General features: G+C 32.9%; 22 protein-coding genes. 12 read left to right on the top strand and 10 right to left on the bottom strand.

All coding sequences use genetic code 11. The annotated features are described in order from the left end of the window. Positions 1-10: 10 nt before the first annotated feature. Positions 11-463, bottom strand: coding sequence for an SsrA-binding protein SmpB (gene smpB, locus BMX64_RS08805; RefSeq protein ID WP_091170427.1), 453 nt, complete (start codon positions 461-463; stop codon positions 11-13). 145 nt (positions 464-608) lie between these two features. Here smpB and BMX64_RS08800 point away from each other — a divergent pair, with 145 nt between their 5' ends. Further along, positions 609-1,292, top strand: coding sequence for an OmpW/AlkL family protein (locus BMX64_RS08800; RefSeq protein ID WP_091170424.1), 684 nt, complete (start codon positions 609-611; stop codon positions 1,290-1,292). Between the two features lie 90 nt (positions 1,293-1,382). Here the strand turns inward: BMX64_RS08800 and BMX64_RS08795 are convergent, their stop codons facing one another. Next, on the bottom strand, positions 1,383-1,868 hold the full coding sequence (locus BMX64_RS08795; protein ID WP_091170421.1) for a phosphoglycerate mutase family protein: 486 nt from the start codon (positions 1,866-1,868) through the stop codon (positions 1,383-1,385). Between the two features lie 49 nt (positions 1,869-1,917). On the opposite strand from BMX64_RS08795, the gene BMX64_RS08790 reads away from it, so the two are divergent. Then, the gene (locus tag BMX64_RS08790; RefSeq protein WP_091170417.1) at positions 1,918-2,148 is read left to right on the top strand and encodes a VF530 family protein; all 231 of its coding nucleotides are present in this window, start codon (positions 1,918-1,920) and stop codon (positions 2,146-2,148) included. A gap of 1 nt (position 2,149) precedes the next feature. Here the strand turns inward: BMX64_RS08790 and BMX64_RS08785 are convergent, their stop codons facing one another. The 3 genes from BMX64_RS08785 to BMX64_RS08775 all read right to left on the bottom strand — a co-directional run bounded on the left by BMX64_RS08785 (position 2,150) and on the right by BMX64_RS08775 (position 4,252). After that, positions 2,150-2,701: a DUF3575 domain-containing protein gene (locus BMX64_RS08785; RefSeq protein WP_091170414.1), complete on the bottom strand. Its 552-nt coding sequence runs from the start codon at positions 2,699-2,701 to the stop codon at positions 2,150-2,152. 140 nt (positions 2,702-2,841) lie between these two features. Continuing rightward, complete coding sequence (locus tag BMX64_RS08780) at positions 2,842-3,390, bottom strand: GNAT family N-acetyltransferase (protein WP_091170411.1); 549 nt, start codon at positions 3,388-3,390, stop codon at positions 2,842-2,844. Between the two features lie 7 nt (positions 3,391-3,397). Continuing rightward, positions 3,398-4,252, bottom strand: a complete 855-nt coding sequence (locus BMX64_RS08775) for an aldose 1-epimerase family protein (protein WP_091170408.1) — start codon at positions 4,250-4,252, stop codon at positions 3,398-3,400. 173 nt (positions 4,253-4,425) lie between these two features. On the opposite strand from BMX64_RS08775, the gene BMX64_RS08770 reads away from it, so the two are divergent. Further along, positions 4,426-6,693, top strand: a complete 2,268-nt coding sequence (locus tag BMX64_RS08770; protein WP_091170405.1) for a M1 family metallopeptidase — start codon at positions 4,426-4,428, stop codon at positions 6,691-6,693. Positions 6,694-6,778: 85 nt separating this feature from the next. Here BMX64_RS08770 and BMX64_RS08765 read toward each other — a convergent pair whose 3' ends face one another. Then, positions 6,779-7,819, bottom strand: a complete 1,041-nt coding sequence (locus BMX64_RS08765) for an agmatine deiminase family protein (RefSeq protein WP_091170402.1) — start codon at positions 7,817-7,819, stop codon at positions 6,779-6,781. A gap of 184 nt (positions 7,820-8,003) precedes the next feature. Here BMX64_RS08765 and BMX64_RS08760 point away from each other — a divergent pair, with 184 nt between their 5' ends. After that, positions 8,004-9,530 carry a choice-of-anchor I family protein gene (locus BMX64_RS08760; protein WP_091170398.1) on the top strand — a complete coding sequence of 509 codons (1,527 nt, stop codon included), beginning with the start codon at positions 8,004-8,006 and terminating at the stop codon, positions 9,528-9,530. A 79-nt stretch (positions 9,531-9,609) separates the two neighbouring features. Here the strand turns inward: BMX64_RS08760 and BMX64_RS08755 are convergent, their stop codons facing one another. Together BMX64_RS08755 and BMX64_RS15705 are read right to left on the bottom strand one after the other, a co-directional pair. After that, a complete protein-coding gene (locus BMX64_RS08755; protein WP_091170395.1) occupies positions 9,610-10,497 on the bottom strand; it encodes a carbon-nitrogen hydrolase in 888 nt (295 codons plus the stop codon). Between the two features lie 211 nt (positions 10,498-10,708). Beyond that, complete coding sequence (locus tag BMX64_RS15705) at positions 10,709-11,449, bottom strand: helix-turn-helix domain-containing protein (protein WP_167543046.1); 741 nt, start codon at positions 11,447-11,449, stop codon at positions 10,709-10,711. A gap of 725 nt (positions 11,450-12,174) precedes the next feature. Here BMX64_RS15705 and BMX64_RS08745 point away from each other — a divergent pair. The 4 genes from BMX64_RS08745 to BMX64_RS08730 are packed head-to-tail and all read left to right on the top strand — an operon-like array spanning position 12,175 to position 18,116. Then, on the top strand, positions 12,175-12,645 hold the full coding sequence (locus tag BMX64_RS08745; RefSeq protein ID WP_167543045.1) for a T9SS type A sorting domain-containing protein: 471 nt from the start codon (positions 12,175-12,177) through the stop codon (positions 12,643-12,645). Continuing rightward, a complete protein-coding gene (locus BMX64_RS08740; protein ID WP_091170383.1) occupies positions 12,642-13,265 on the top strand; it encodes a hypothetical protein in 624 nt (207 codons plus the stop codon). The genes BMX64_RS08745 and BMX64_RS08740 overlap by 4 nt, the downstream gene beginning before the upstream one ends. A 9-nt stretch (positions 13,266-13,274) precedes the next feature. After that, positions 13,275-14,927, top strand: a complete 1,653-nt coding sequence (locus BMX64_RS08735) for a hypothetical protein (protein WP_091170380.1) — start codon at positions 13,275-13,277, stop codon at positions 14,925-14,927. Positions 14,928-14,975: 48 nt separating this feature from the next. Next, a complete protein-coding gene (locus tag BMX64_RS08730; protein ID WP_091170375.1) occupies positions 14,976-18,116 on the top strand; it encodes an NHL repeat-containing protein in 3,141 nt (1,046 codons plus the stop codon). A 75-nt stretch (positions 18,117-18,191) separates the two neighbouring features. Here the strand turns inward: BMX64_RS08730 and BMX64_RS08725 are convergent, their stop codons facing one another. Further along, positions 18,192-18,977, bottom strand: coding sequence for an anti-sigma factor (locus tag BMX64_RS08725; protein WP_091170372.1), 786 nt, complete (start codon positions 18,975-18,977; stop codon positions 18,192-18,194). Next, a complete protein-coding gene (locus BMX64_RS08720) occupies positions 18,977-19,507 on the bottom strand; it encodes an RNA polymerase sigma factor (protein ID WP_091170368.1) in 531 nt (176 codons plus the stop codon). The genes BMX64_RS08725 and BMX64_RS08720 overlap by 1 nt, the downstream gene beginning before the upstream one ends. Before the next feature lie 219 nt (positions 19,508-19,726). Between BMX64_RS08720 and BMX64_RS08715 the strand changes: the two genes are divergently transcribed. From BMX64_RS08715 to BMX64_RS08700, 4 genes are all read left to right on the top strand, one after another. Continuing rightward, entirely contained in the window at positions 19,727-20,380 is a 654-nt protein-coding gene (locus tag BMX64_RS08715; RefSeq protein ID WP_091170365.1) for a DUF4331 family protein, read from the top strand. 74 nt (positions 20,381-20,454) lie between these two features. Next, entirely contained in the window at positions 20,455-21,009 is a 555-nt protein-coding gene (locus tag BMX64_RS08710; RefSeq protein ID WP_091170361.1) for a DUF4331 family protein, read from the top strand. Between the two features lie 112 nt (positions 21,010-21,121). Continuing rightward, positions 21,122-22,417, top strand: coding sequence for a tetratricopeptide repeat protein (locus BMX64_RS08705; RefSeq protein ID WP_091170358.1), 1,296 nt, complete (start codon positions 21,122-21,124; stop codon positions 22,415-22,417). 3 nt (positions 22,418-22,420) lie between these two features. Then, on the top strand, positions 22,421-24,634 hold the full coding sequence (locus BMX64_RS08700; protein ID WP_091170355.1) for a TonB-dependent receptor: 2,214 nt from the start codon (positions 22,421-22,423) through the stop codon (positions 24,632-24,634). The last annotated feature ends 39 nt before the right edge of the window (positions 24,635-24,673 follow it).

The following is a 24,673-nucleotide window of genomic DNA, read 5'->3' as shown; positions in this document are numbered from 1 at the left end:
TTCTTTTAATTTAAAATGATTTTTTGATTCGGTCTAGATCGCGTTTGGTATCCTGTTCTTTAAGAGATTCGCGCTTGTCATAGGTTTTTTTTCCTTTACAAAGGCCAATTTGTAATTTAGCCAATCCTTTTTCATTGGTAAAAAGCTTCAAAGGAACAATTGTTAATCCTTTTGCTTGAACACTTTTTAACAAACCTTTTAATTCCTTTTTTTTCAAAAGTAATTTGCGTTCGCTTCTTGCCTTGTGATTAAATTGATTACCAAAAGTATATTCTTCAATATAGGTATTTATTGCAAAAAGCTCATTATTACTAAATTCACAAAAACTTTCTGTGATGTTTGCTTTTCCTAATCGAATGGATTTGATTTCGGTACCAGCCAAAACAATTCCAGCATTAAATGTTTCGATTATTTCATAGTCGAATCTGGCTCTCTTATTGAATATATTTATTTTTTTTAGCATAGACTGCAAATGTATAATAAAATTGAAAATTTATCCAGTAATAAGCCCTAAAATAAGTGTAAATAATTTTCAAACTATGATTTATATCAGTTAAAAATGAAAGGCTCAACCTTAAATTTGTTTAACAATTTAAACTAAAGTTAAAATGAAAAAAATTATCTTAGCCTTTATGGCGGTGTCCTTTTTGACATTAAATGCACAAGCCCAAGAACAAAATAGTACTCAGGATTTTAAAAAATGGCAGGCTCGAATTAGAGGAATTGCGGTTATACCGTATGAAAGTGCCAAAATTGGAATTATTGGAGGTGATGTTTCTCTTTCAAACACATTTGTTCCGGAATTGGACTTTACTTATTTTTTCACAAAGCATTTTGCAGCCGAGTTAATTTTGGCTACTACCAAGCACGATGTTAATACTGTAGGCTCCGATATTTCTGCAATCGGAGGACCAACTAATGTCAATATAGATTTAGGAAATGTTTGGTTATTGCCTCCAACTTTGACTTTGCAATATCATTTTACACCTTTCGAAGAAAAAGTGTTCAAACCTTATGTTGGTGCAGGGGTCAACTATACTATTTTTTACAATGTAGAGGATGGAAACACAGTTAAAAATGTTAGTTATAAAAACAATGTTGGTTATGCTTTCCAAGTCGGTTTTGATTTAATGTTAAACGACACGTTTTTTATCAATGTTGATGCTAAAAAACTATTTCTGAAAACCGATGTAACCGTAGATGCTTCAAACTTAGCAGCAGGACTCAGTATTCCTGCAGATGTAACCATAAATCCATTGATTTTAGGAATGGGATTAGGAATGAAATTTTAAAAAAAAACTGTTGGAATCCACAATAATGCAAAAAGTCACTATCATACAATAGTGACTTTTTTTATTTTCATTTTATCTCTTTGGAGTGTTTTATTCTAATTTCAATAATTGGAATGAGATTGTTTTTCCGACTACAGTCACCATATAAAGATTCCCAAAAGTTTCATCCTCAATATCAGAAAATAAGTTCTGATTGATCATCTCATTGACAAATTTCGGAATGGAATTACTATGTCCTACGATTAAAACTTTTTTCCCTAATGTTTCTTTTTTGAAGGATTCAATATTTAGGGTTTTAGGATTATACAATTTAACTTGAATCTTCTTCGCTGTAGCAGTAGGATTTGCAGTTTGTATTGTTCTTTTATAATCCGTTGAATAGATTTTATCAAAACTAATCTCCGAAAATATTTTGCTCCAAAGATCCGCTCTTTTCAAACCTTTTTCAGATAAATCAGGATTTTGAGAACTATCAACTTTTTCAGCGTGGCGAATGAAGTAATAGATTGCAGTGTTGCTTTGCCCAAAACTGATATTTAAAAATAAAAGGGCAAGTAGTAAGAGAAATTTTTTCATTTGAATGAATTTAAAAAATTAGTATTTACCGATTTTATATATTTGCAAAATGGAAAATTTAAAATCGAAAGATCCGCTTCACGGAATCACACTTCAAAAAATAGTTGAAAAGCTAGTGGATCATTATGGATTTGATACTTTGGGAGAACTCATTAAAGTGAAATGTTTTACAGATAACCCAAGTATAAAATCCAGTTTGACTTTTTTAAGAAAAACGGATTGGGCAAGAAAGCAAGTAGAAGATTTGTATATAAAATCATTGCCTAAATTACAAAATTGATTTAATTTAATTTATAAGAAACCATCACGCCTCCTCTGTAAGGAAGCCACTCACCACTTTTGTTATAATTCTTTACTTTTTCGTACCGTTCTCCAGTACTTATATCGTATCCTTTGTAAAATCCTTGATGCCATCCACCGCCTAAGAAACAATCTAACATGAATTTATCATTGATTTTGACTTGATATCCAATAGTTGAACCTATAAAATATCCAAAACCTTTCTCATACAAATCAGTATTTAAGTAATTCCATTTTTGAAAATTAAAAATACTTGCACCAATATGCGCACCGGCATAAAATCCATTGTGTTTTTCTTTAAAATGATATCTATATTCAGGTGTAAAAGTGTAAAATTCTCTAGGTTTACCATCTACTGATTTCCAAAAAGAAGCCAAAACATCAAATTGAAATGTTGATTTTTTCCCAATACTAGTTTCAATACCGACATTAGGAATGGTGAAAATTGTAGTCATCGCATTTACTTTTACATAAGTTTGACTTTGGGAATGAATAGAAAAGAAAAGGATAGTAAGAATAAATATTTTTTTCATAAAATTATAGTAGCGAACTGCTTTTTGATTACAGGACGTAGTTTTCGGTGACAAATATAGATAGAATTGAATTATAAAATTCTCGTTTTAATTTTTAATGTTTTAAAAAGAAACAGGAAAATACGTATTTATGAAAGACACTATTTGTTCAAAATAGAATAAATTACTGTGTCTAAAAATCGCCCTTCAAAAAATTCATATTCTTTTAAATGCGCTTCTTTGACAAACCCATTTTTTTCTAAAACTTTTGCAGAAGCATAATTATCAGGATCTATAATTGCCTCTAATGAATTTAATTTCATCACCTGAAATCCATACTTTACAGCTTCTTTCACCGCTTCGGAAACAATTCCTTTTCCATGATATTCTGGAAGCAACATATAACCTAACTCGGCGCGATAATTTTCGGGTTTTATTCTGTAGTGACCAATAACTCCAATAAGTTTGGGGTTATCTTTCAACGTAATAGCCCAATTTATCCCTTCGTTACTATCTATTTTACTGTCAATCATTGCAATATGTTCTAACGCATCTTCATTCGTTTTTACTAAAGGTCTTGGAATATATTTCATGGTTTCGGGATTAGATCGCAATGCGAAAATCTCCTTTATATCATTAGAATCTACTCTTCTCAAAAGTAAACGTTCGGTTTCTAAATTTGGAAATGGACTGAAATTTATAGTTAGCATATTTTTTTTAATTAAAGATTTCGATACTGAATTTTGAATGGAAAGTTTTATTTGATTCTAAAATTTGAATGCCTTCTTTTTCAAATAGATTTCCGGAATTTTCATTGGTATCCGAATATCCAAACCAAGGTTCGATGCAAAGAAAAGGCGCATTCATTTTAGTCCAAATTCCTAAGCTTGGAAAATCTTCAAAATTTACCTTTAAAATTGGTTTTTCATTTTCTAAAATCGTCAAGGCATTAGATTGTAATGTTTTAAAAATTAAAGCATCATTTTTAAACAATTCATACGTTAGTGGAATCCGCTTATTCTGAACGTTTAAATTCTTCGTTTTATTTGAAATTAAATCATCCTCCAAAAGGTAATATTCTAATGGTTCTTCTTTCTCGAAAACAAGAGTGTAATTTTCGAATTGATTTGGCAAAGCAAAAGCAGGATGCGCTCCAATAGAAAATGGCATTGCAGTTTTTTCGTTGTTAATGACTTTATATTCAATTGATAAATTATTGTCTTGTAATGTATAAATGATCTGCAATTCAAATTCAAACGGATAGAATTTTAGTGTTTTTTCAGAAGATTGTATGGAGAAAGTAGCACTATTTTCTGTTGCATCGATTAATTTAAACTCCATTTCTCTGGCAAAACCATGTCGTGACAAATGATATTTAATTCCGTTATAATGAAATGAATTATTTTTTAATGTACCGACAATTGGAAATAAAATAGGAGAGTGCTTGCCCCAAAATTCTGGATTTCCTTCCCAGATGTATTCTCTATTTTGATTTGTTTTTAAGGAAATTAATTCAGCGCCAAAATGTTTAATTTCTGCAGAAAGATTCCCGTGTTTTATCGTAGTTGTCAAAATTATTTGTCTTTTAATTTAAAAATTGATTTTCTATGGTAAATATATTTTATAATTTTTAAATCTAATTCAATTTAAGTTACATATTATTTATTTAAAGTAGAATCATTTCTATGGCAATACCTCAAAAATCTCTTTTTTTTTCATTAATTTGTGATATAAATCATAAGAAAATGAAAAATATTCGATTCGGAGTCATCTTACATCTGACTTTATTATTGGGAGTTACGGCCGTTTCGGCGCAACAAACCCCAACAAATGCATCCGGTAATGCAGTTTCAAAATACGATTATCATGATGCTTTTGCTCCACATTTTTACTCAAAAAATGGAACAAGTACGCGATCTGCAAGTGGTCAGCCAGGAGCTGAATATTGGCAAAACAGTGCTGATTATAAATTAACGGCCAAACTGGATGAAAAAAACAACGAGATTTCAGGTACAGGAATCATCACCTATACGAACAACAGCCCGGATAAATTGGCTTTTGTTTGGATGAATTTAGATCAGAATTTATTCAAAGCAGATTCTCGTGGAAATGCAATTGTACCTTTGACAGGAAGCAGAAATGGGGCTCAAGGCCAAGTTTTTGATGGTGGTCATAAAATCAAATCGGTGAAAGTTATCACAACTGTAAAAGGAGTAGCTACTGAAGCAACTGCAAAATATGTGATTACGGATACGAGAATGCAGGTTTTTTTGCCACAGGGATTAAATCCAAAAGGTGGTTCTGTTAAAATCAAAATCGACTTTTCTTTTATAGCACCTTTTGAAGGTTCGGACAGAATGGGAGTTTTAGAAACTAAAAATGGTAAGATTTTCACCATAGCGCAGTGGTATCCGCGTATGTGTGTGTATGATGATGTACGTGGTTGGAATACAAATCCATACCTAGGAGCATCGGAATTTTATCTGGAATACGGGGAATTTGATGTAAGCATTACAGCTCCAGCGAATCATATTGTGGTTGCATCTGGTGAATTACTTAATCCTACAGCTGTTTATTCTACTGTAGAACAAAGTAGATTGGCACAAGCAAAACAAAGTGATAAAACAGTTTTTATCCGTACCGCTGCCGAAGTTGAAAATACATCTAAGATTGTTTCAGCAACTACTAAAACATGGAATTATAAAATCAAAAATGCTCGTGATTTTTCTTGGTCTTCTTCAGCGGCATTTATTTTAGACGCAGCAAAAATAAATTTGCCAAGCGGAAAGAAATCGTTAGCTGTTTCTGTATATCCAGTGGAAAGTGCTGGTGATGCAGCTTGGGGACGTTCGACAGAATATACAAAAGCTTCTATTGAAAATTATTCTAAAAGATGGTTAGAATATCCTTATCCAGCGGCTACAAATGTTGCCGGAAACGAAGGTGGAATGGAATATCCTGGAATTGTTTTTTGTAGTTGGGAGTCAAAAGGGGCAGATTTATGGGGCGTTACAGATCATGAATTTGGACATATTTGGTTTCCTATGATTGTTGGATCTAACGAAAGGCTGTTCGCATGGATGGATGAAGGTTTTAATACTTTTATTAATTCATTAAGTTCTGTAGATTTTAATAATGGCGAGTACAAAGAAAAGCCGGTTGATATGCATCAAAGAGCGGAAGTGTATACAAGTCCAACTCTTGAAACTATAATGAGTTCTCCGGATAACATGAAGGAATCAAATATTGGTCTTTTGGCGTATTCTAAACCAAGTTCTGGATTAGTGATTTTGCGCGAACAAGTTATTGGACCAGAGCGTTTTGATTTGGCTTTGAAAACTTATATAGAGCGTTGGGCATACAAACATCCACAACCAGACGATTTCTTTAGAACAATTGAAAACGTTGCAGGTGAAGATTTGAGTTGGTTTTGGAGAGGTTGGTTCCAAAATAATTGGCGATTAGACCAAGGAATTAATTCGATAAAATACGTTAAAAATGATCCAAAACAAGGAGTTGTGATTTCGATTGAAAATTTCGAAAAAATGGCAATGCCGGTAAGTTTAGACGTAAAAACGAAAAGCGGGCAACTAACGCGTGTGAAATTACCGGTTGAAGTTTGGCAAAGAAACAAAGCTTGGTCTTTCAAACACAATTCAAATGAAGAAATTGAAAGTATTACATTAGACCCTGATCATGTTTTACCGGATACTAATACTGCAAATAACACTTGGACTGCGGATAAAGGTTTGGTTGAAAAAGATGTAATTCTGGATGACTATTTGGGAACTTTTTCTACAAAAATGGCGCCACTTAAAATTACTTTTTCAGAGAAAAATGGTGCGTTAAATGTTTTGATAACAAATTATCCAAGTTTCACAGTAGAACCAACTGGAAAAAACAGTTTTGAATCGAAACAAGCGGGTCTTAAATTTCAATTTAATGACAATTTAAACGGATTTGACATGACAGTTCCTGAAGGACAAAAAATACCGTTTACCAGAGATAAATAGTATTTAGAAATACAATTAAAATAAAAAAGACTTGTAGCAATTAGTGTTACAAGTCTTTTTTTATATAATCAATTTTTTTCTAAATCTATTCTGGAATTTGCTGACTTAAGCAATGCAACGTTCCAAAACCCCAAATAAAATCAGTAGCGCTAATACCAATGATTTCTCTGTCCGGAAAACATTCTGCAAGGATGTTTAATGCTTTTCTGTCATTACTGTCGTTAAAAGTAGGAACCAAAACACAATTGTTCAAAATCAGGAAATTCGCATAACTCGCTGGTAATCGCAAACCATCAAATTCCAAACGTTTTGGCATTGGTAAAGACACAATAATAGGAGATTTTCCGTTTTCCAGTTTGGCGTTTTGCAAGCGTTTTAAGTTGTCTTGTAATGGTTTGTAGTTGTTATCCGTTGGATCTGTTTCTACAATGGTCACAATCGTATCTTCATTTACAAATCGGCACAAATCATCAATATGACCGTGCGTATCATCGCCTTCAATTCCGTCGCCTAACCAAATCACATTTGTAATTCCTAGGTATTCCTTGAAAACCGCTTCGTAATCAGCTTTGGTGAAATTTGGATTCCGAACCTGAATATCTGGATGCATCAAACATTCTTCCGAAGTCAATAAAGTTCCCCTTCCGTTAGTATCAATCGCACCACCTTCTACAATTACCGGTTTTCCTTTGTACATGACTTTAGTCACAGGAATATTCAGAAATTCACCCACTTTGGCAGGAACAAATTTGTCTAATTGAATGTTTTTATATTTGGCCCAGCCATTAAAATTAAAGTTCAAAGCTTCTCTTTCGGTTCCGGTTTTAACTATAATTGGACCCGAATCACGCATCCAACTTCTATTGGTTTTATGAATAATGTACGAAACGTCAGTCAGTTCAACATGAGCTGTTTCTAGCATCGTATTGACTTTTTCTTTTTGATTTTCATCGGCAACCACTAAAAAAACAGTTTCGAAAGTAGCAACTTTTTTAATGAATTCGACAAAAGCCCATTGAACCGCTTCGTATTTTCCCGGCCAGTCTTTTCCATTATGCGGAAAACACAATAAAATCCCTTGTTGTTTTTCCCATTCGGCAGGAAATCTTCTATTATTTGTAGTCATACAGCGTTTCTAATTATAAAGACTGCAAATATAAACATTCAGTAGGATTTTAAAATAGTTAGCAACCATTCATTTTTGCCAACTCATAAATTTATAAGAATAGTTTTGGTAATGATTATATAATATTGAGTTAATTCTTGTCGGGCTTCAGCTAGTTATTTTTGAAAAAATTAAAAATACAGTTATGAAAAAATATGGAATTACACTATTAGCGGCAATTATGGTTTTGTCAAGTTGCGAAAATGACTCAAATAAAGAGGAATCTCCTGAGTTGGTTGTAAATGAAAATGCAGCAACTTTCAAAGAAATTGGTTCGATAACTATTGGAGGCGCCGGAGCTGCTGAAATAAGTGCGTATGATGAAGTTTCTAAAAAATTATTTACCGTAAACAACAGTAATACGAATAGGATTGATGTTATTGATTTGTCTAATCCATCCAGTCCAGTTTTTCTAACAAGTATCGATTTAACTTCGTTTAATGGAACTTCAAATAGTGTTGCTACATATAACGGCAAATTAGCAGTGGCTTTAGAAGCAAAACCAAATAAGCAAGATGCCGGAAAAGTGGTCGTTTTTGATACCGCTAATTACAGTGTCATCAAAGAAATTACAGTTGGTGCTTTGCCGGACATGATTACATTTTCTCCTGACGGGAATTATATTATGACTGCTAATGAAGGAGAACCAAATGATACGTATACAATAGATCCGGACGGTTCTGTTTCTATTATTGCGGTCAATAGTAATTACGCTGTGACGACTTTAAATTTCGGAAGTTTTAGCAATCAATTGAGTACGTTGAAAACGAAAGGATTCCGAATTGCAAGTCCAACAAATAATTTCACTTCTGATATTGAACCGGAATATATCACGATTTCTGCTGATTCAAAAACGGCTTGGGTTACTTTACAAGAAAATAACGGAGTGGCTAAAATTGATTTGGCTACTAAAACAATCACAAATGTATTTCCATTAGGCTACAAAGATTACAATCTTGCCGAAAATACTATCGATATTAGCGATAAAGATGGTGGCGTTTTGGCTAATACATGGAAACTAAAAGGAATGTTTCAACCGGACGCTATCAGTAGTTTTGAAATCAATAAAATCCCTTATATCGTTACTGCAAATGAAGGTGATGCTAGAGAATATTCAGCTTTTGTAGATGTAAAAAGAATCAGCAGTTCGTCAGTTATTTTAGATCCAATTATATTTCCTAATGCTGCAGCTTTAAAAGCAGAAACAAGTATGGGAAGATTGAATATCAATACTAAAATGGGTGATACGGACGGCGATGGTGATTTTGATGAATTAGTTTCTTTTGGAGCCCGTTCTTTCTCCATTTGGAATGGAAATACGGGCGAAATGGTATTCGACAGTAAAAATGAATTAGACAAGAAAGCACAAGAATTGGGTATTTATGATGATGCCAGAAGTGATGATAAATCAGTAGAACCAGAATCAGTTGTGGTGACTAAAATGGGCGATAAAACGATTCTTTTTGTAGGGTTGGAACGAGTAGATGCCGTTATGGTGTATGATGTTTCGAATCCAGTTGCTCCAAAATTTTTGCAGAGTTTTAAAACGGGTGATGCGCCTGAAGGATTGCTTTTTATTCCAGCTTCAAAAAGTCCAACTAAAAGAAGTTTAGTGGTGGTAAGCAGTGAGGGCGATGGTGTCGTTAAAATATTTCAACCGGATTTGAATTAGATTTAGAAGTTTACTTTAAATAAAAATCCCTGCTAAGAATTATTTCTCAGCAGGGATTTTTTTATTATCGAAAGAAAATTTAGTCAATCGCTCTTTTGGTAATATCACCAAAAGCATCTATTCTTCTGTCTCTAAAGAAAGGCCAGTTCTGACGCACATTTTCTTGTAAATCCAGATCCACTTCGGCTATCAGGATTTCCTCTTTGTCGTGTGAGGCTTGCGCCAAAATTTCACCTTGTGGTCCCGCAATAAATGAAGATCCCCAAAACTGAATTCCCGCCGTGTCAGGCAAGTATTGCTCTAAACCAATTCTATTTGCCGCTGCAACATATACGCCATTCGCAACTGCGTGACCTTTCATAACACTCATCCAAGCACCATGTTGGTTTTCACCGTACTGCTCTTTTTCTTGTGGATGCCATCCAATTGCTGTTGGGTAAAACAATACTTCAGCACCTTGTAAAGCAGTCAAACGAGCTGCTTCAGGATACCATTGATCCCAACAAATTAAAGTTCCGATTTTTCCTTTTTTGGTTGGAATTGTTTTAAAACCTAAATCACCAGGAGTAAAATAGAATTTTTCATAAAAATGAGGATCGTCCGGAATGTGCATTTTGCGGTACAATCCTGCTTCTGAACCGTCTGTGTCAATGATGTACGCACTATTATGGTAAATCCCTGCCATTCTTTTTTCGAAGAAAGGAACAATAATTACCACGCCTAATTCTTTTGCTAAAGCGCTAAAAGCAATAAACGAAGTACTGTACAATGGTTCTGCTAAAGCAAAATTATCTACATCTTCACTTTGACAAAAATAATGACTGCTGTATAATTCTGGTAACGAAATCACTTCGGCACCAAGGTTGGCGGCATCACGAACCCAACTGATACATTTTTTCAAGTTGTTTTCGGCAATATCATTAAGATTCAATTGAATGACCGCTATTTTGTATTTTTTGTTTGGCATGACTAAAATTTTAGATTGCAAAAATAGTTATTTCCAAAGAGATTTATAAATCGTGATGAATAAATAATATTTAAAATATGATAGATTTATGATACATAATAAAAAATCTTCGTTTTATAAGAAAATTTGTTCGTTGTAATTTTATTATTCTTTTTTAGAGATATAAAATTCACATAAAACTAACACCTTATTGATTTATGAAAGTGCTTTTTTATTGCTCAAAATCAACCTTATTCATTTTAAAATATTCTAATGGAGATACGCCTGCAATTTCTTTAAAACTTGTGAAAAAAGGGTTGTAGGAGGTAAATCCAACCTTTTTTGATAATGAATCTAAAGTGTTATTTTTTAGGTAGTTTTGTTCAATTTGATTAATGGCGTCATGGATTCGAATCACTTTTTTATATTCAGAAAACGAGATTGTTGAGTGGTATTTAAATAAATACGAAAGATGGCTTTTTGGAATTTTTAGACTATTTGCTAAGTCTGAGATTGTAAGTTTTGAATTTCTAAATAATTCATATTTCAGTGAAATAGACTCAATTTCCTTGATATAATCAATAATATTTGAATCTATTTTTTCTTTAAGAACCAAATGCTGTTCGTTATTCAATTCAATATTAGTACTCTTCTTCCAAATATCATTCAAGACTAAAGTATTATTCTTATTCTCATTAATCTTCTGGTGCAGCACATTATAACCATAAAGAATTTCTGGAGAACGTAGTATTTTAAATAAAATGGTTAACCAAATCAGCGCCGATATCCATTGATAACTGTGTCCTTTAATGCTTTCACCAAAATAGATTTCCGTTGAAATTGATATGAAGAGCCTGAATATGGTAAGTATTAGTCCAATAAATAAAAAAAGTGTCCAGTTATTTATTAATTTATTTTGTTGCTGAATCACTTTTATGTCTCCTTTTCTAATCCAAATGGTAGTCCTTAACATTTGAAAACATAAAATAATATACGTTATAGCAAAAATAAAAAAGAGTCCATATAATATTATTTCTATTTGTTTTGAATCAAAATCGAAATGCTCTCGATAAATCATAGCTAAAAATAGTGCTACAGGAAATATAAAATGTAAAAGGTCCTTTGAATTTAGTTTCCTGTAATTTTCAGATAAGTTCTTAAAGTACAGATAGCAAATAGGGATTACTACCAGTGAGAAGTTTGAATATTTGAAATAAGTTGTTCTGAAATTGGAATCAAAAATGAAATTTGTCAAACCGGATAAGAAAAAACGCAAAGAAATAATAAGTATAAATAGAATGATGTATAAGTTCATTATTCTATTGGATTTATAATTAGTAAAAATTAAAAATGTAGTTATTAATCCAATTAATCCAGTGATAATGAAAAGTAAATTTGAAAGCATTTTTGTTAATTTTTTCTGGATTTAAAATTACATTTTTTTTTTAGAGTTGAATTACTAAGTTACTATAAATTGAAAAATAACTCACAGATAATTTTGAATGCTTTTTTTTAAGTTTAGAACTCGTATTTAATACTTCGAATAACAATTATTTCGCCATTTCTGCTCTTGATATCATAGTTTTAGAGTTACTAAAAACTGAAAAGTTCTTACTAATCAACTGTATTATCGTTTAAATGCATTTTTTATCGATGAAATACATTTATTTTAGATTAATATTGTTAAAAATAAATTTTATGAGGTACTTACTTATACTTTTTACTGTGACTTTTCAAGGTCAAGTTATGCACCATCAAATGCTTTCTTCCCAGGGGCAGTCAACAAGAATGCCAGATGGTTTGATGATTAAACAAACTATTGGGCAGCAAAGCGTCACTGGCAATTCAATTGGTAATGCTGTCGTCATACAGGGGTTTCAGCAAAGTCTTTGGAGTAATTACATTGTTTCCAATGATAAAATTGAAATTACGACACTAACTTATCCCAATCCTTTTACTGAAACGGTCAATTTTCAATTCTCGGAGCCGGTTATTGATCTTATTACTATTACTGTTTTTGATATTTTGGGCCGTTTGATATTTGAACAAAAAAAAGCATCAGTCAACACTATTTTAACAATTAATTTGGCACAGTTGTCAAGATCAGAATATCTCGTACGATTAAATGCCTCTAAATTCACTTTATACACTAAAATTATTAAACAATGATGAAAAACTACCTACTGCTTGTAATGTTAATTGCGTCCTGTCAATTATTTTCCCAAGAAATTTATTTGAATACGGGAAAGAATTTTACAAAGTATAATTATAAAAATGGCTTTGGGCAAGCAGATCCTGACCTTCAAAGCGGAACTGGTAATTTTTATGAAATTGGGTTTAATAAACCGTTACCAAATAAGCACATGCTTTATTCTTATGGACTTTCTTTGAATGAATATAATGCCTTAGGCGGCAATGTAGCGAATTCCTATAGTTGGGAAACTAAATATCTGGGTCTTAAAGCAGGATTGGGATTTTCTTTTTTTCCTATGGATGATCTTCATAAACTAAATTTTTTAGTGCAAGCTGGTATTTTGGGCGAAACCATAATTTACGGAAAACAAAAAATGGATGGCGCGTATTACGATTTAGTACACCAAAAAGAATTTTCGGGAGTAGTAGTGGAACCATCGATGGGTTTTCAAGTCAAGTATCGCGTTCCTTCCTTCGGGTCTTTAAGTGTTGGTTATAATTTAGGTCAAACTTATAATGTTTCCAATTCGACTACTGAAAAAATATCATTTATGACCCATCAGTTACAATTGGGTGTTCATTTTCCAATCAATTAAAATTTAATTATGAAAAAAATAATTCTACTTATTTTCCTTTTTATTGGTGCCAAAAATTTTGCGCAAACTAATGGTATAACTTATCAGGCTGTAATTTTGAATCCACAGGGACAACAATTGCCTGGAGTAAATAATCCAAATGCTTTTTTAGTCAGTAAAGACATTTGTATGTTGTTTAAATTTGTTGACGAATATTCTAATGTAGAATATCAGGAAGTGATTCAAACTAAAACGGATGAATTTGGAATGGTCAATCTAATTATTGGATCAGGATCACAAACAGGCGGGTATGCTCCCTCTTTTCAGGAAATCGCATGGAATGCTATCAGTAAAAAATTGATAGTGGCTATTAATACCAATGGCAATTGCAGCTCATTTACTGAAATAAGCAATCAGCCATTTAATTCGGTTCCTTTCGCATTTTTTGCTAAAAATGCTGAAAATGTTACCGGAGTGGTATCTATTGAAAATGGAGGTACAAATGCCCTTACAGTTGCTGGGGCAAAGACTAACTTAGGTTTAGAAAATGTTAATAATACGACTGATCTGGATAAGCCAGTTAGTACTGCTGCACAATTCGAACTTAATTTAAAAGAAAATTTGTCCAATAAAAGCATTAGTATTACTACTGATGAAGCTTCGAATGTGAAATATCCAACAGTAAAATCGGTAAAAACCTATATTGATGCTGCAACAACTTATGCTGCCAGCTTATTAGCTGCAGAAATAACTCGTGCTACTACAGCTGAGACAGTTTTGACCAATACTTTGACAGTAGAAGCGGTAACGGCAAGAGCGGCAGAGTTAGCAAATGCTACAGCCATTGCTGCTGAAGTGACAAGAGCAGGAATAGCAGAAGTAGCTAATGCAGATGGCATTACGGCTGAAGCAATCGCAAGAGCTGCCGCTGATGAAATACTAACAACGGGCTTAGATTTAAAAGCGCCTTTGGCTTCCCCAACATTTACAGGAACACCTCTAGCTCCCAATCCTACATTTGGAAGCGCTACAACACAAATCGCTACAACGAATTTTGTTACAAATGCTGTTGCCACAATGAGTGAAAATGCAAATACTAATTTTGTTAACCTATCATCAAATCAAACTATAGCAGGAATTAAAAGTTTTACATCAGATGCTAATATTAATGGAGTTACGGTAGGAAGAGGTAAGTTTAATGAAAATTCAAATACTGTAATTGGTAATCGTGCAGATGTAAGTTTTGACGGTATTACAAATTCGGTTGCCATTGGTGCTAATGCCATTGTTACTGCATCTAATACGATTCAATTAGGTTCTGACGGAAGTGGTTCTTACACTGCTGTAACCAATGTAAATACAAGTGCGGTAATTACGGCTTCTGGATACAAAATAGCAAGTGGTACCGCTTTACAGTATTTGATGGCGAATGGAAGTGTTTCAACAGGAGCAGCTGTAGTAATGGAAATTGCCGATGAATTTAATTTAACTGAATCTGTAGTGACTTTTTCTTTATCTCAAACTCCATCACCTAATAGTAAAGTGAAAATGTATGTAAATGGTATTCGGATTAGTAACTCAGCATATAGCTGGACTGGAACTATATTAACTTATATTCCCTCTAATAATGGTTCGTATTCCTTATCAATAAATGATAGAATTCAATTTGATTATTCTTATTAAAAAATAAGTATTAGAAATTATAGAATTTAATAAAAATAATTGGAAAATATGAGCAGTAAACGGGTATCTAAAATTTTAAATTCACTAATAGCACTGTTTTTTATAACAAGTGTTTATTCTCAGGGTGTAACTGTAACGAGTTTGCTGGATGATGGTAGTGTAGGAACTTTGCGATGGGCTATTACCGCAGCTAATTTAGATAATAATATTAACGAAATTGATTTCACAATAGGTTTCTCAGGCACATTAACATTGACATCTAACTTGCCTACTATTACAAGTAATCTGACTATCATTGGACCTGGAGTTTCAAATTTGATTGTTTCTGGAAATACGCAATACAGTATGTTTAATGTGGTTGGGGGTTCCGTTTTAACCCTGTCCGGAATTACATTTAGCAATAATGCATCCTATAATGGTTCAATTTTTAGAGCTGATAATAGTTATTCATCAGTAGTGGCATCTTCGATAAATGTTACAAGTAATGCACGCAATTATGCTTTTTACACAAATAGTAATTCGTCAATAACCATCTCCAATTCGACTTTTGCTAATAATAGTGGTACATTGTTTGGTAGCGATTATGGTTCTGCACCAAATATAACATCTGACATAGAAACAGACTATACGAATCGAATAACAGTTACCGGTTCAACTTTTGATGCTAATACAGGAATTATTTTTTACACTGAAAGATATGTGAAAATTGATAATTGTGTTTTTACAGCTAATACCCAACAAATTGGTTATTTTAGAGGTGTAAATAGATATCAAGTTCTGAATTCTACTTTTACCAATAATACAGGAGGGACATTATTTTCTTTTTCAAGTTGGATAGGCGATACTCCTTCTTTTGGAGAAGGTACTTTAGGAACTAACAACACACTTTTTCAAGGAAACACTTTTACAGGAAATACGGGGACTATTATCAATCCAGGAGGGAGTTCTAAATATGATAGTAAAACAGCTATTATAAATAATATTTTTATAAATAATGGAACTAGTTATACCGGAACACCAGCAGTAATAATAAACAATACTTTAGACAACTTCATATCGGCTGTAACACATTCCGTAACAGAAAGTACCTTAATTGTAACTATGAAGCGCCCCGTTTTTAATACAAATACTGGAAGTGGAACCTTGGAAGTGAGTGATTTTGAATTAGGAATAAGTGGCGGAAATGCCACCCTAATCTCCTCGATACCTACTAGTATTAGTGCTAATGGAAATATTTATACTTTGGGAATTGCGCTTTCAGGTGAAATTTCTGGAGCGGAAATGATAACCGTAAAGCCTTCAACTAATTCCATTTATGATGGTTCATTTAATGTCGCTGGAACCTCTCAGCAAAACAATAGCATTTATCTAAATTTTTTGGATGATGATGCTGATGGCATTTCTAATTTTTCAGACCTCTGTCCCAATACCTTGCCGGGTGTTCGAGTTTATTCTTATAATGGGTGTGAAGATACTACTTACCCATTTATAACCCACTTCAACTATGGTGCAACGTTAAATTACCCTTCTAATTTCGTTTTAACGACCAATCATACTTTATACTTTACTAGTTATGACCCCAATTGGAATTCTTCTATTAACAAGTTGACTCCTGAAAAAGTACTTTCGACCTTATTTACTCCAATAAATGCTGATATCCAAAGTTTGACTGCAGATACTTCCGATAATTTATACTTTGTTTATTATGATTACATTACTAACTCAAGTGAAATAAGGAAAATTACTCCGAATGGTGCCACATCAGTTCTTCTAAGTGTTAGTCAAGGATATTTGGATAATTTGACAACGGATACTTCAGGTAACTTATACTTTATACAAAATAGTGCTTCGGGTGATTTAAGGGAATTAAAAAAAATGGCTGCTGATGGAACAGAAACAGTTTTAACTAGCGATAATAATGGTTATTTTCAAAATTTAATGGTGGATAGTTTTGGTAATATCTATTTTGTATTCAACAACAATAATACTAATTCAAGGATAATTAAAAAAATTACTGCTGATGGTAGCGTATCAGAACTGTATAGCACAAATGATTATATTCAAAATCTAAAAATAGACAATTTAGGCAATATATACTTTGTTAACCAAGATTCAAATAACAATACCTATCAAATAAATAAGTTGATCTCGACAGGAATAGTATCAAATCTTTACATTTATGGAACTAATGTATATCCTCAAAGTATTGCAATAGATGCAATGAGCAATTTATACTTTGCTACATATGATTCCAACATCGGTAAAAGTCAAATTAATTCGATAACACCTGAGGGAATTATTGTTTCCTATGGCGAATATACTGGTAATGAATTATACAATGATAGAAACGGAACAATCTATTTTAACGATAATCTAAACAAAAAAATAATGACTAATAAAATAGTACAACCTACGGCTACGCTATCCAATTTTGATGCTATTACCAAATATTATTTTGATGGTTCATTTACAATTACCCCTCCTAATACCGATAGTACCGGAGCTTTTTCTTACGTAAGTAGTGATACCAATGTTGCCACAATTAGTGGTACAACAGTTACGATAGTTGCTGCAGGTGTATCAACAATAACAGCTACTCAGGATGCAGATGCTACTCATTTATCCAATACGATAAGTGCTGATTTAAATGTAAATGCCGTTACAGTAGTCACCAAAAATGGTGAAATAACAAATATAAAACCTAATTATGTTAATAAAAATGGGGCTATTGGTACCAGTAGTGGAGTAGGTGTAAACGGAGAAATAAAATTAACAAAAACATCCAGTATCACTCTTTTTACACAAGTAACTATACCATTTGAGGAATATTTTGACTTGGAAGCAGGTTCTCTTTGTGGTGGATCTTGTTTTGATATTGTAACTTCAAATTACGATCTTGTATTTGCGGCAGGAGGGGGAACAGTACGTGCAAGAATGTGGTGGAATAATCAATATACAGATATGGCAATGGTCTATGATAAGTCTTTTGATAATCTTACATCAGTAGATATAGCTAATTATTATTATTGTGATTATATTGGTGATCCAAATTTGAGTTGTATTAATGTTGATACACCTCCAACAGATTTCGTTGGAATATACCATACAAATAGTGGAAATTATTATGCCGTTCAATATCTAAGCGAAGATACTAGTGGAGTGACTTTTAAATATAAAAGACTTAATTAATATAAGAGACTTTTAAACTAAAAAAGGTTCAACTTTGCAGTTGAACCTTTTTTAGTATCTAAGAGAATATGTTTTTTACACTTTTCCTAGCGTATATAATTGTTCCATTGTAGGAGTTAAACTTCCACCTTTAGGCTCAAGTGTAATACCAAAAGCTTCTGCTTCATTGGCATTATTCACTGCAAATAATTTTTGTTCATTTACATCAAAGTCTTCTAATAAACCAATGCTGGTAGGAGTCAACGGGCTTAATTTCAATGCCCAAACCTGATACACCATTCCTTCAGGTGGTTCTGGTAAACCGGCAGCATCAATGTAAACTACTTTAGTATCTTGATTCCAATATACTTTTGCAAAAGATTCTGGAGCAACTGCCTGTCCTCCAAGAGCTACAACCGTGTTTTTAGTGTCTCTTACAACTGCCAAACTGGTTTCATTAGCTGTGTTTTTTAATTTTAAGACATTAAATTCTTTTTCTAATTTGGCTTTTTCAATTTCAGTATTCGCAACCTGAGTTGACGTCTGATTCAGCTCATTATATTGGTAACCGATACCAACCAATAATAGGATAGCTGCTGCCCATCCAATGTATTGAGACCTGTTTTTACGAGGTTCTAATTGAATGACTTCGGCATGTTTCAGTTCTAATTTCTCTTTTATTTTTTCGAAATTAGCTACCGAATGAAATGGTGAAAAGCTTGATGAGATTGCAATAATCGCTTTTTCAATAGCTATAATTTCAGCATTTATTTCCGGGTTACTTTTTGCTATAGCTGTAACTTCTTCGTTTTCGGGTTCACTTAGTAAACCATAAACATAAAGTTCCAGAATTCCTGATTCAATATATTCTTTTGTTTCCATTATACTTTCAAATAATTTCTTAGATCGTTAATACAATTTCTATTTTGCGTTTTTACCGTTCCTAAAGGAATTGCCAATTCGTCCGAAGCTTCCTGTTGGGTGTAGCCTTTAAAAAACAGTAAATCAATTATTTGAATACATTTTGGTTTTAGTCTTTTTACAAATTCCTGCAAACCTATAGTATCCACTTTGTCTGATAGTTTAGAACTGTCTTCAAAGTGATTTACGAAATTATCAGTAGAAAGGTTTTTTTGACTGTTATTAAAATTTTTGGAACGCAGCTTATCAATAGAAGTGTTTCTGGCAATATTCAGAATCCAAGTGTAGAATCTTCCTTTACTCTCGTGGTAAGAATCAATATTCTTCCAAATTTTTACAAATACTTCCTGAAGCACATCTTCTGCTTCTTCTCTGTTTTTTACAAGAACATTAATAACCGAAAATAAACTTTTGGAATACATATCATATAAATGTGTAAATGCCCTTTCGTCTTTCTTATAAATTAATACTAACAATTCTTCTTGACTCATATCTTATATTTTACAATTACAAACTTATACAATCTTAATTAAAAATAACATAATATATAGTTACCAACATCAAAATAAAAATAATTTTACTTTTTTTAAGTATTTAAAAAGTTTAAAATCAATTAGTTAAATATTATTTTAATTTTTTTTTTAGGATTTAAAAAACCAAATCGGAAACAATCCCGTAAATGCATTTATAACCTTTTAATTTAAAACAAAATGAAAAAAACAAAAATGCTTTTAGGTCTATCGCTAGTGGCGGTTTCGGGCTTAATTTTAGTTGCAGCGGATCACATTGATGCACCGGCTACAATGTCAGGAGACGCAGGAGATATTACGGATGTTTATGCTTTTCAAGGGCAAAACACAAGTAATTTAGTATTTGCAGTAAACACTCAAGGATTGTTAAGTCCTAATGCTACTGGTGCTGCCACATTCAAAGATAATGTGATGGTTGAGATAAACATTGACAATAATGGTGACAATGTTGAAGATTTAGTGATTCAGGCAATTAAGAAAGATGATAAGATGTATTTCTTTGGACCTGTAGCTCCAGGAACAACTGGAACTTCAAGTACCGTTAAAACTGCATCAGCCTCAGGAAGTGTTACTATCTCTAAATATGGAACAGCAGCTTTGACTGCAGAACAAAACGGAATGAAATTTTTCGCAGGGCCAAGAGATGATCCTTTCTTTTTTGATTTAGGTCAATTCAAAGCAATTCTTGGCGGAACAGCTACAGGATTTAACAATCCGGGTACAGACACATTTGCTGGTACCAATGCAATGTCTATAGTTGTTGAGGTTCCAAAATCAATGTTGGGTTCATCAAGTACTGTTGGTGTTTGGGCTGAAACTAAGAAAAAACAATAATTAATTTTATTTAAAAAAAGCAAAAACATGGAATCGAAGATTTTCGATTTCGAAAAACTTAAAATTTAAACATCATGAGTAAAACAAATAAATTCAAAATTATAACAATCGCACTAGTAGCTGCAGTTGTTTCAGTAAATTGTGACAATGACGATTCAAATAATGATCCAGTAGCTAGCTTGGATTTTTCTGGAACTTTTGTTCAGCAAGACCAAATGGCAAGACCGGCAATTAATACGGTATTCGTTGCTTCAGGACAACCTAAAGATGACTTCAATGCTGCAATTCCATCGGCAATGGGAGCAAAATACCAACCTATTTTTCAATCCAGATTATTGGCTTTGAATCCTGCATATACTACCAATGCTTTAGGACAAACTGCCGCGCAACTTACAGGTCTTTTAGCAACAGATGTATTAGGAGTGTCTAAAACAGCACCTACAACTTTCTTTGACGGAACTAACGTTTTGACAGGAAGAGCTTTGGCAGATGACGTTATAGATGTTGAATTATTATTGATTTTTGGTGGACCAACTGGTGCTACTAATCCACAATTGACTAAAGATAATGTGAATGCAAATGACAAAGCATTTGGAACAACTTTCCCTTACCTAGCTTCTGCTTGGTAGTATTTCTATAAAAAACAGAGCGTTTGAAAAAACACTATTCGCTCTGTTTTTTTTATTAAAACAAACAAACAAACAAACAAACAAACAAACAAACAAACAAAATAATTAGAGTATGAAAACTTTAAAAACAACTTTCCTTTTTGTTTTCACAACCCTACTTTTATTAGGTTGTGAAAGTAAATCAGAAGAAATTACAAGCAAAGAAGACTATTCTAAATACTTGAGTTTAAAAGACAATAAATCGTTGTCTTTTGCTCATAAAGAAATTGATTTTTGGCAGAAAAAATATAACGCTGCACCAAACCAAATCAGTTATTTAAGTCAACTTGCGGCGAACTATAACACACTTTTTGAATATACTGGAGATATCAAAAACTTATATAAATCTGAAGATTTATTGACTAAATCAAATGAAGCATACAATTATTCAAGGGTTTCAACCGTTCGATCATTGGCAAGAAATTATATTTCGCAACATCGTTTTAAGGAAGCTTTGGAACTAGCCAATAAAGCATTAGCAATAGGCGAGGGTAAAAAAGAAACTCAAAAATTACTTTTTGACGTTCAAATGGAATTGGGAAATTATCCGGAAGCGGTTAAAAATCTGAATGCGATTAGAGACATGAATAGTTTTGATTATTTGATTCGCTTGGCAAAATGGAACGATCATAAAGGCGATTTAGAAACGGCGATAACTTTCATGGAAAAGGCAAGAGATATTGCTGAAAAAGAAGACAATAAAGTGCTAAAAATCTGGTCCTATTCTAATTTGGGTGATTTTTATGGACATGCTGGAAGAATACAAGAATCTTACGACAGTTACTTAAAAACATTAGCACTAGATCCTAATTATTCCTATGCTTTAAAAGGAATTGCATGGATTGTTTTTTCTAAAGAAAGAAATATAAACGAGGCCAATAGAATTATTGATGCTATTGCAGCAACTCATAACACACCAGATTTTTATTTGTTGAAATCTCAAATTGCTCAATTTGAAGGTAATAAAAGTGTGGAAGTAAAAAACAGAAATGCTTATTTTTCTATGATGGAGAAAAATAATTATGGTGCGATGTACAATAAATACAATGCTTTGATTTATGCTGATGATAAACAAACCGCTCAAAAAGCATTAGAAATTGCTAAAATTGAAGTAGACCACAGACCCACTGCTGATTCTTACGATTTATTAGCTTGGGCTTATCTAAATGTAGGCGAAAATAAAAAAGCATTAGAAATTGCTCAAAATCATGTGGTTGGAAAATCCTTTGAACCAAAGGTGCAGTACCACTTGGCAATGATTTACAAATCAAATAATTTAGCGCTCAAAACTAAACCTATTAAGGAGGAATTACTATCCAGTTTATATGAATTGGGTCCTAATTTCGAGAAAAAGGTAAATCAATTGTAGCGTATGAAAAATATTATTTTAGTGTTGATTATCCTTTTTGGAGTGTCAACTTATGCCCAAATTCAAAAAGGTAAAGTGTTGGATAGTGATGGTAATCCTGTTGAAAATGCTTATTTGGTGAATACAAATTCTGAAAGCCATGCTCATACTGATGAATTTGGGTTGTTCAGTTTGGATAAAACGCTTTTAGGAGATGTTATCAAAATAACGGCTTTAGGATATAAAAAGTCAAATTACACTATTGTTTCTTCGGATGATATAATCATTCTTGAAGATGATATATTTAGATTAAATGAGATAGTAATCCAACCAAAACTTTCGGCGATGAATGTTATTTCAAAAATAGATTTGCAAACCACCCCAGTGAATTCGTCTCAGGAAATTCTTAGAAAAGTTCCTGGATTATTCATCGGGCAACATGCCGGCGGAGGAAAAGCAGAGCAAATATTTTTGAGAGGATTTGACATCGACCACGGAACAGATATAGCCATTTCAGTAGATGGAATGCCAGTAAATATGGTATCACACGCACATGGTCAGGGTTATGCAGATCTGCATTTTGTAATTCCGGAAACGGTAGAAAAAGTAGATTTTGGAAAAGGAACGTATTATGCTAACAAAGGGGATTTTGCTACAGCAGGATACGTTGCTTTCCAAACTAAAGATAAAATAGAAAAAAGCAGTATTGGTGTCGAAGTAGGTCAATTCAACACGCTGAGAACGGTAGGACTTTTTAATCTTTTGGGAAACCAAAAAACACAAAGTGCGTACATTGCCACAGAATATATATTGACAGATGGTTCGTTTGATTCTCCCCAAAATTTTAACAGAATCAACTTGTTAGGGAAATATTCAGCTATTTTAAGTGACAATAGCAAGTTTTCAATCTTGGCTTCTCGCTTTTCAAGCAAATGGGACGCTTCCGGACAAATACCGCAACGCTTGGTCGATAACGGAACGATTTCAAGATTTGGTGCTGTTGATGATACCGAAGGCGGAAATACATCGCGAACCAATTTTAATGCGAGTTTGAGCAAACCAATTGATGAAAATACATTTTTGAAAGCGAATGCTTTTTATTCGAATTACCAATTTGAATTATACTCTAATTTTACGTTCTTTTTAGATGATCCAATTAATGGGGACCAAATTAAACAAAAAGAAAATCGCGATATTTATGGAATGAATGCGGAGTTGAATAAGAAGACGAAAATAAATGATACAGATGTTTTGTTGCAATTTGGAGCTGGTTTTCGTGCCGATGCGACAACTGACACAGAGCTTTCACACACTTTGAACAGAAGAACGGTTCTTGAGAATATAAAATTAGGTGATATTGATGAGTCTAATTTGTTTTCATACGTGAATTCCGAATTTAATTTTGGGAAACTTATGATTAATCCGGCCATTCGATTGGATTATTTCAAGTTCAATTATCAAGATAAATTGATGGAGAATTACAAAACACAATCGGAATCTAAAGTTAAGTTTTCTCCAAAATTGAATTTCATTTACTCGCAAAATAACAACTTGCAATTTTTTGTAAAATCAGGAATGGGTTTCCATTCGAATGATACACGTGTTGTCGTTCAAAACAGTGGGAAACAAATTTTACCAACGGCTATAGGAACGGATATTGGTACCATTTGGAAACCATTTCCAAAATTAATCGTGAATTCCGCTTTGTGGTATTTGTTTTTGGAACAGGAGTTTGTTTATGTGGGAGATGCCGGAATTATTGAGCCAAGCGGAAAATCAAAACGTATGGGAGCAGAGCTTGGATTGCGTTACCAATTGAATGACTGGTTGTATTTTGATGCGGATGCAAATTATACATACGCCAGAAGCATTGATGAACCAAAAGGTCAGGATTACATTCCGCTAGCACCAGATTTTACTACAACTGGAGGATTAAGTTTCCAAAAAGTGAATGGTTTCTCAGGAGGAATTCGCTATCGTTACTTAAAAAACCGCCCGGCAAATGAAGATAATTCCATTGTTGCCAAAGGTTATTTTATTTCAGATTTAAATGTTAATTATCAATATAAGAATATCAATTTTGGAATTGCAGTAGAGAATATTTTTGATACTGCATGGAACGAAACACAATTTGCTACTGAATCCAGGCTTCAAAATGAACCTGAAAGTGTTGAAGAAATTCATTTTACTCCAGGAACGCCTTTCTTCATGAAAGGAAAAATTACTTATACGTTTTAAATACCACATTAAGATTTGTTGTTTATTTGTTTGGAAGCC

Source organism: Flavobacterium sinopsychrotolerans, from assembly GCF_900110375.1.
Taxonomy (GTDB): Bacteria; Bacteroidota; Bacteroidia; order Flavobacteriales; family Flavobacteriaceae; genus Flavobacterium; species Flavobacterium sinopsychrotolerans.
This window is presented reverse-complemented; position numbering and strand designations above follow the sequence as displayed.

Excerpts from the sequence above, each read along its gene's own strand:
- smpB (WP_091170427.1), bottom strand. The coding sequence starts at position 463 with ATGCTAAAAAAAATAAATATATTCAATAAGAGAGCCAGATTCGACTAT.
- BMX64_RS08800 (WP_091170424.1), top strand. The coding sequence starts at position 609 with ATGAAAAAAATTATCTTAGCCTTTATGGCGGTGTCCTTTTTGACATTA.
- BMX64_RS08795 (WP_091170421.1), bottom strand. The coding sequence starts at position 1,868 with ATGAAAAAATTTCTCTTACTACTTGCCCTTTTATTTTTAAATATCAGT.
- BMX64_RS08790 (WP_091170417.1), top strand. The coding sequence starts at position 1,918 with ATGGAAAATTTAAAATCGAAAGATCCGCTTCACGGAATCACACTTCAA.
- BMX64_RS08785 (WP_091170414.1), bottom strand. The coding sequence starts at position 2,701 with ATGAAAAAAATATTTATTCTTACTATCCTTTTCTTTTCTATTCATTCC.
- BMX64_RS08780 (WP_091170411.1), bottom strand. The coding sequence starts at position 3,390 with ATGCTAACTATAAATTTCAGTCCATTTCCAAATTTAGAAACCGAACGT.
- BMX64_RS08770 (WP_091170405.1), top strand. The coding sequence starts at position 4,426 with ATGAAAAATATTCGATTCGGAGTCATCTTACATCTGACTTTATTATTG.
- BMX64_RS08765 (WP_091170402.1), bottom strand. The coding sequence starts at position 7,819 with ATGACTACAAATAATAGAAGATTTCCTGCCGAATGGGAAAAACAACAA.
- BMX64_RS08760 (WP_091170398.1), top strand. The coding sequence starts at position 8,004 with ATGAAAAAATATGGAATTACACTATTAGCGGCAATTATGGTTTTGTCA.
- BMX64_RS08755 (WP_091170395.1), bottom strand. The coding sequence starts at position 10,497 with ATGCCAAACAAAAAATACAAAATAGCGGTCATTCAATTGAATCTTAAT.
- BMX64_RS15705 (WP_167543046.1), bottom strand. The coding sequence starts at position 11,449 with ATGTTAAGGACTACCATTTGGATTAGAAAAGGAGACATAAAAGTGATT.
- BMX64_RS08745 (WP_167543045.1), top strand. The coding sequence starts at position 12,175 with ATGAGGTACTTACTTATACTTTTTACTGTGACTTTTCAAGGTCAAGTT.
- BMX64_RS08740 (WP_091170383.1), top strand. The coding sequence starts at position 12,642 with ATGATGAAAAACTACCTACTGCTTGTAATGTTAATTGCGTCCTGTCAA.
- BMX64_RS08735 (WP_091170380.1), top strand. The coding sequence starts at position 13,275 with ATGAAAAAAATAATTCTACTTATTTTCCTTTTTATTGGTGCCAAAAAT.
- BMX64_RS08730 (WP_091170375.1), top strand. The coding sequence starts at position 14,976 with ATGAGCAGTAAACGGGTATCTAAAATTTTAAATTCACTAATAGCACTG.
- BMX64_RS08725 (WP_091170372.1), bottom strand. The coding sequence starts at position 18,977 with ATGGAAACAAAAGAATATATTGAATCAGGAATTCTGGAACTTTATGTT.
- BMX64_RS08720 (WP_091170368.1), bottom strand. The coding sequence starts at position 19,507 with ATGAGTCAAGAAGAATTGTTAGTATTAATTTATAAGAAAGACGAAAGG.
- BMX64_RS08715 (WP_091170365.1), top strand. The coding sequence starts at position 19,727 with ATGAAAAAAACAAAAATGCTTTTAGGTCTATCGCTAGTGGCGGTTTCG.
- BMX64_RS08710 (WP_091170361.1), top strand. The coding sequence starts at position 20,455 with ATGAGTAAAACAAATAAATTCAAAATTATAACAATCGCACTAGTAGCT.
- BMX64_RS08705 (WP_091170358.1), top strand. The coding sequence starts at position 21,122 with ATGAAAACTTTAAAAACAACTTTCCTTTTTGTTTTCACAACCCTACTT.
- BMX64_RS08700 (WP_091170355.1), top strand. The coding sequence starts at position 22,421 with ATGAAAAATATTATTTTAGTGTTGATTATCCTTTTTGGAGTGTCAACT.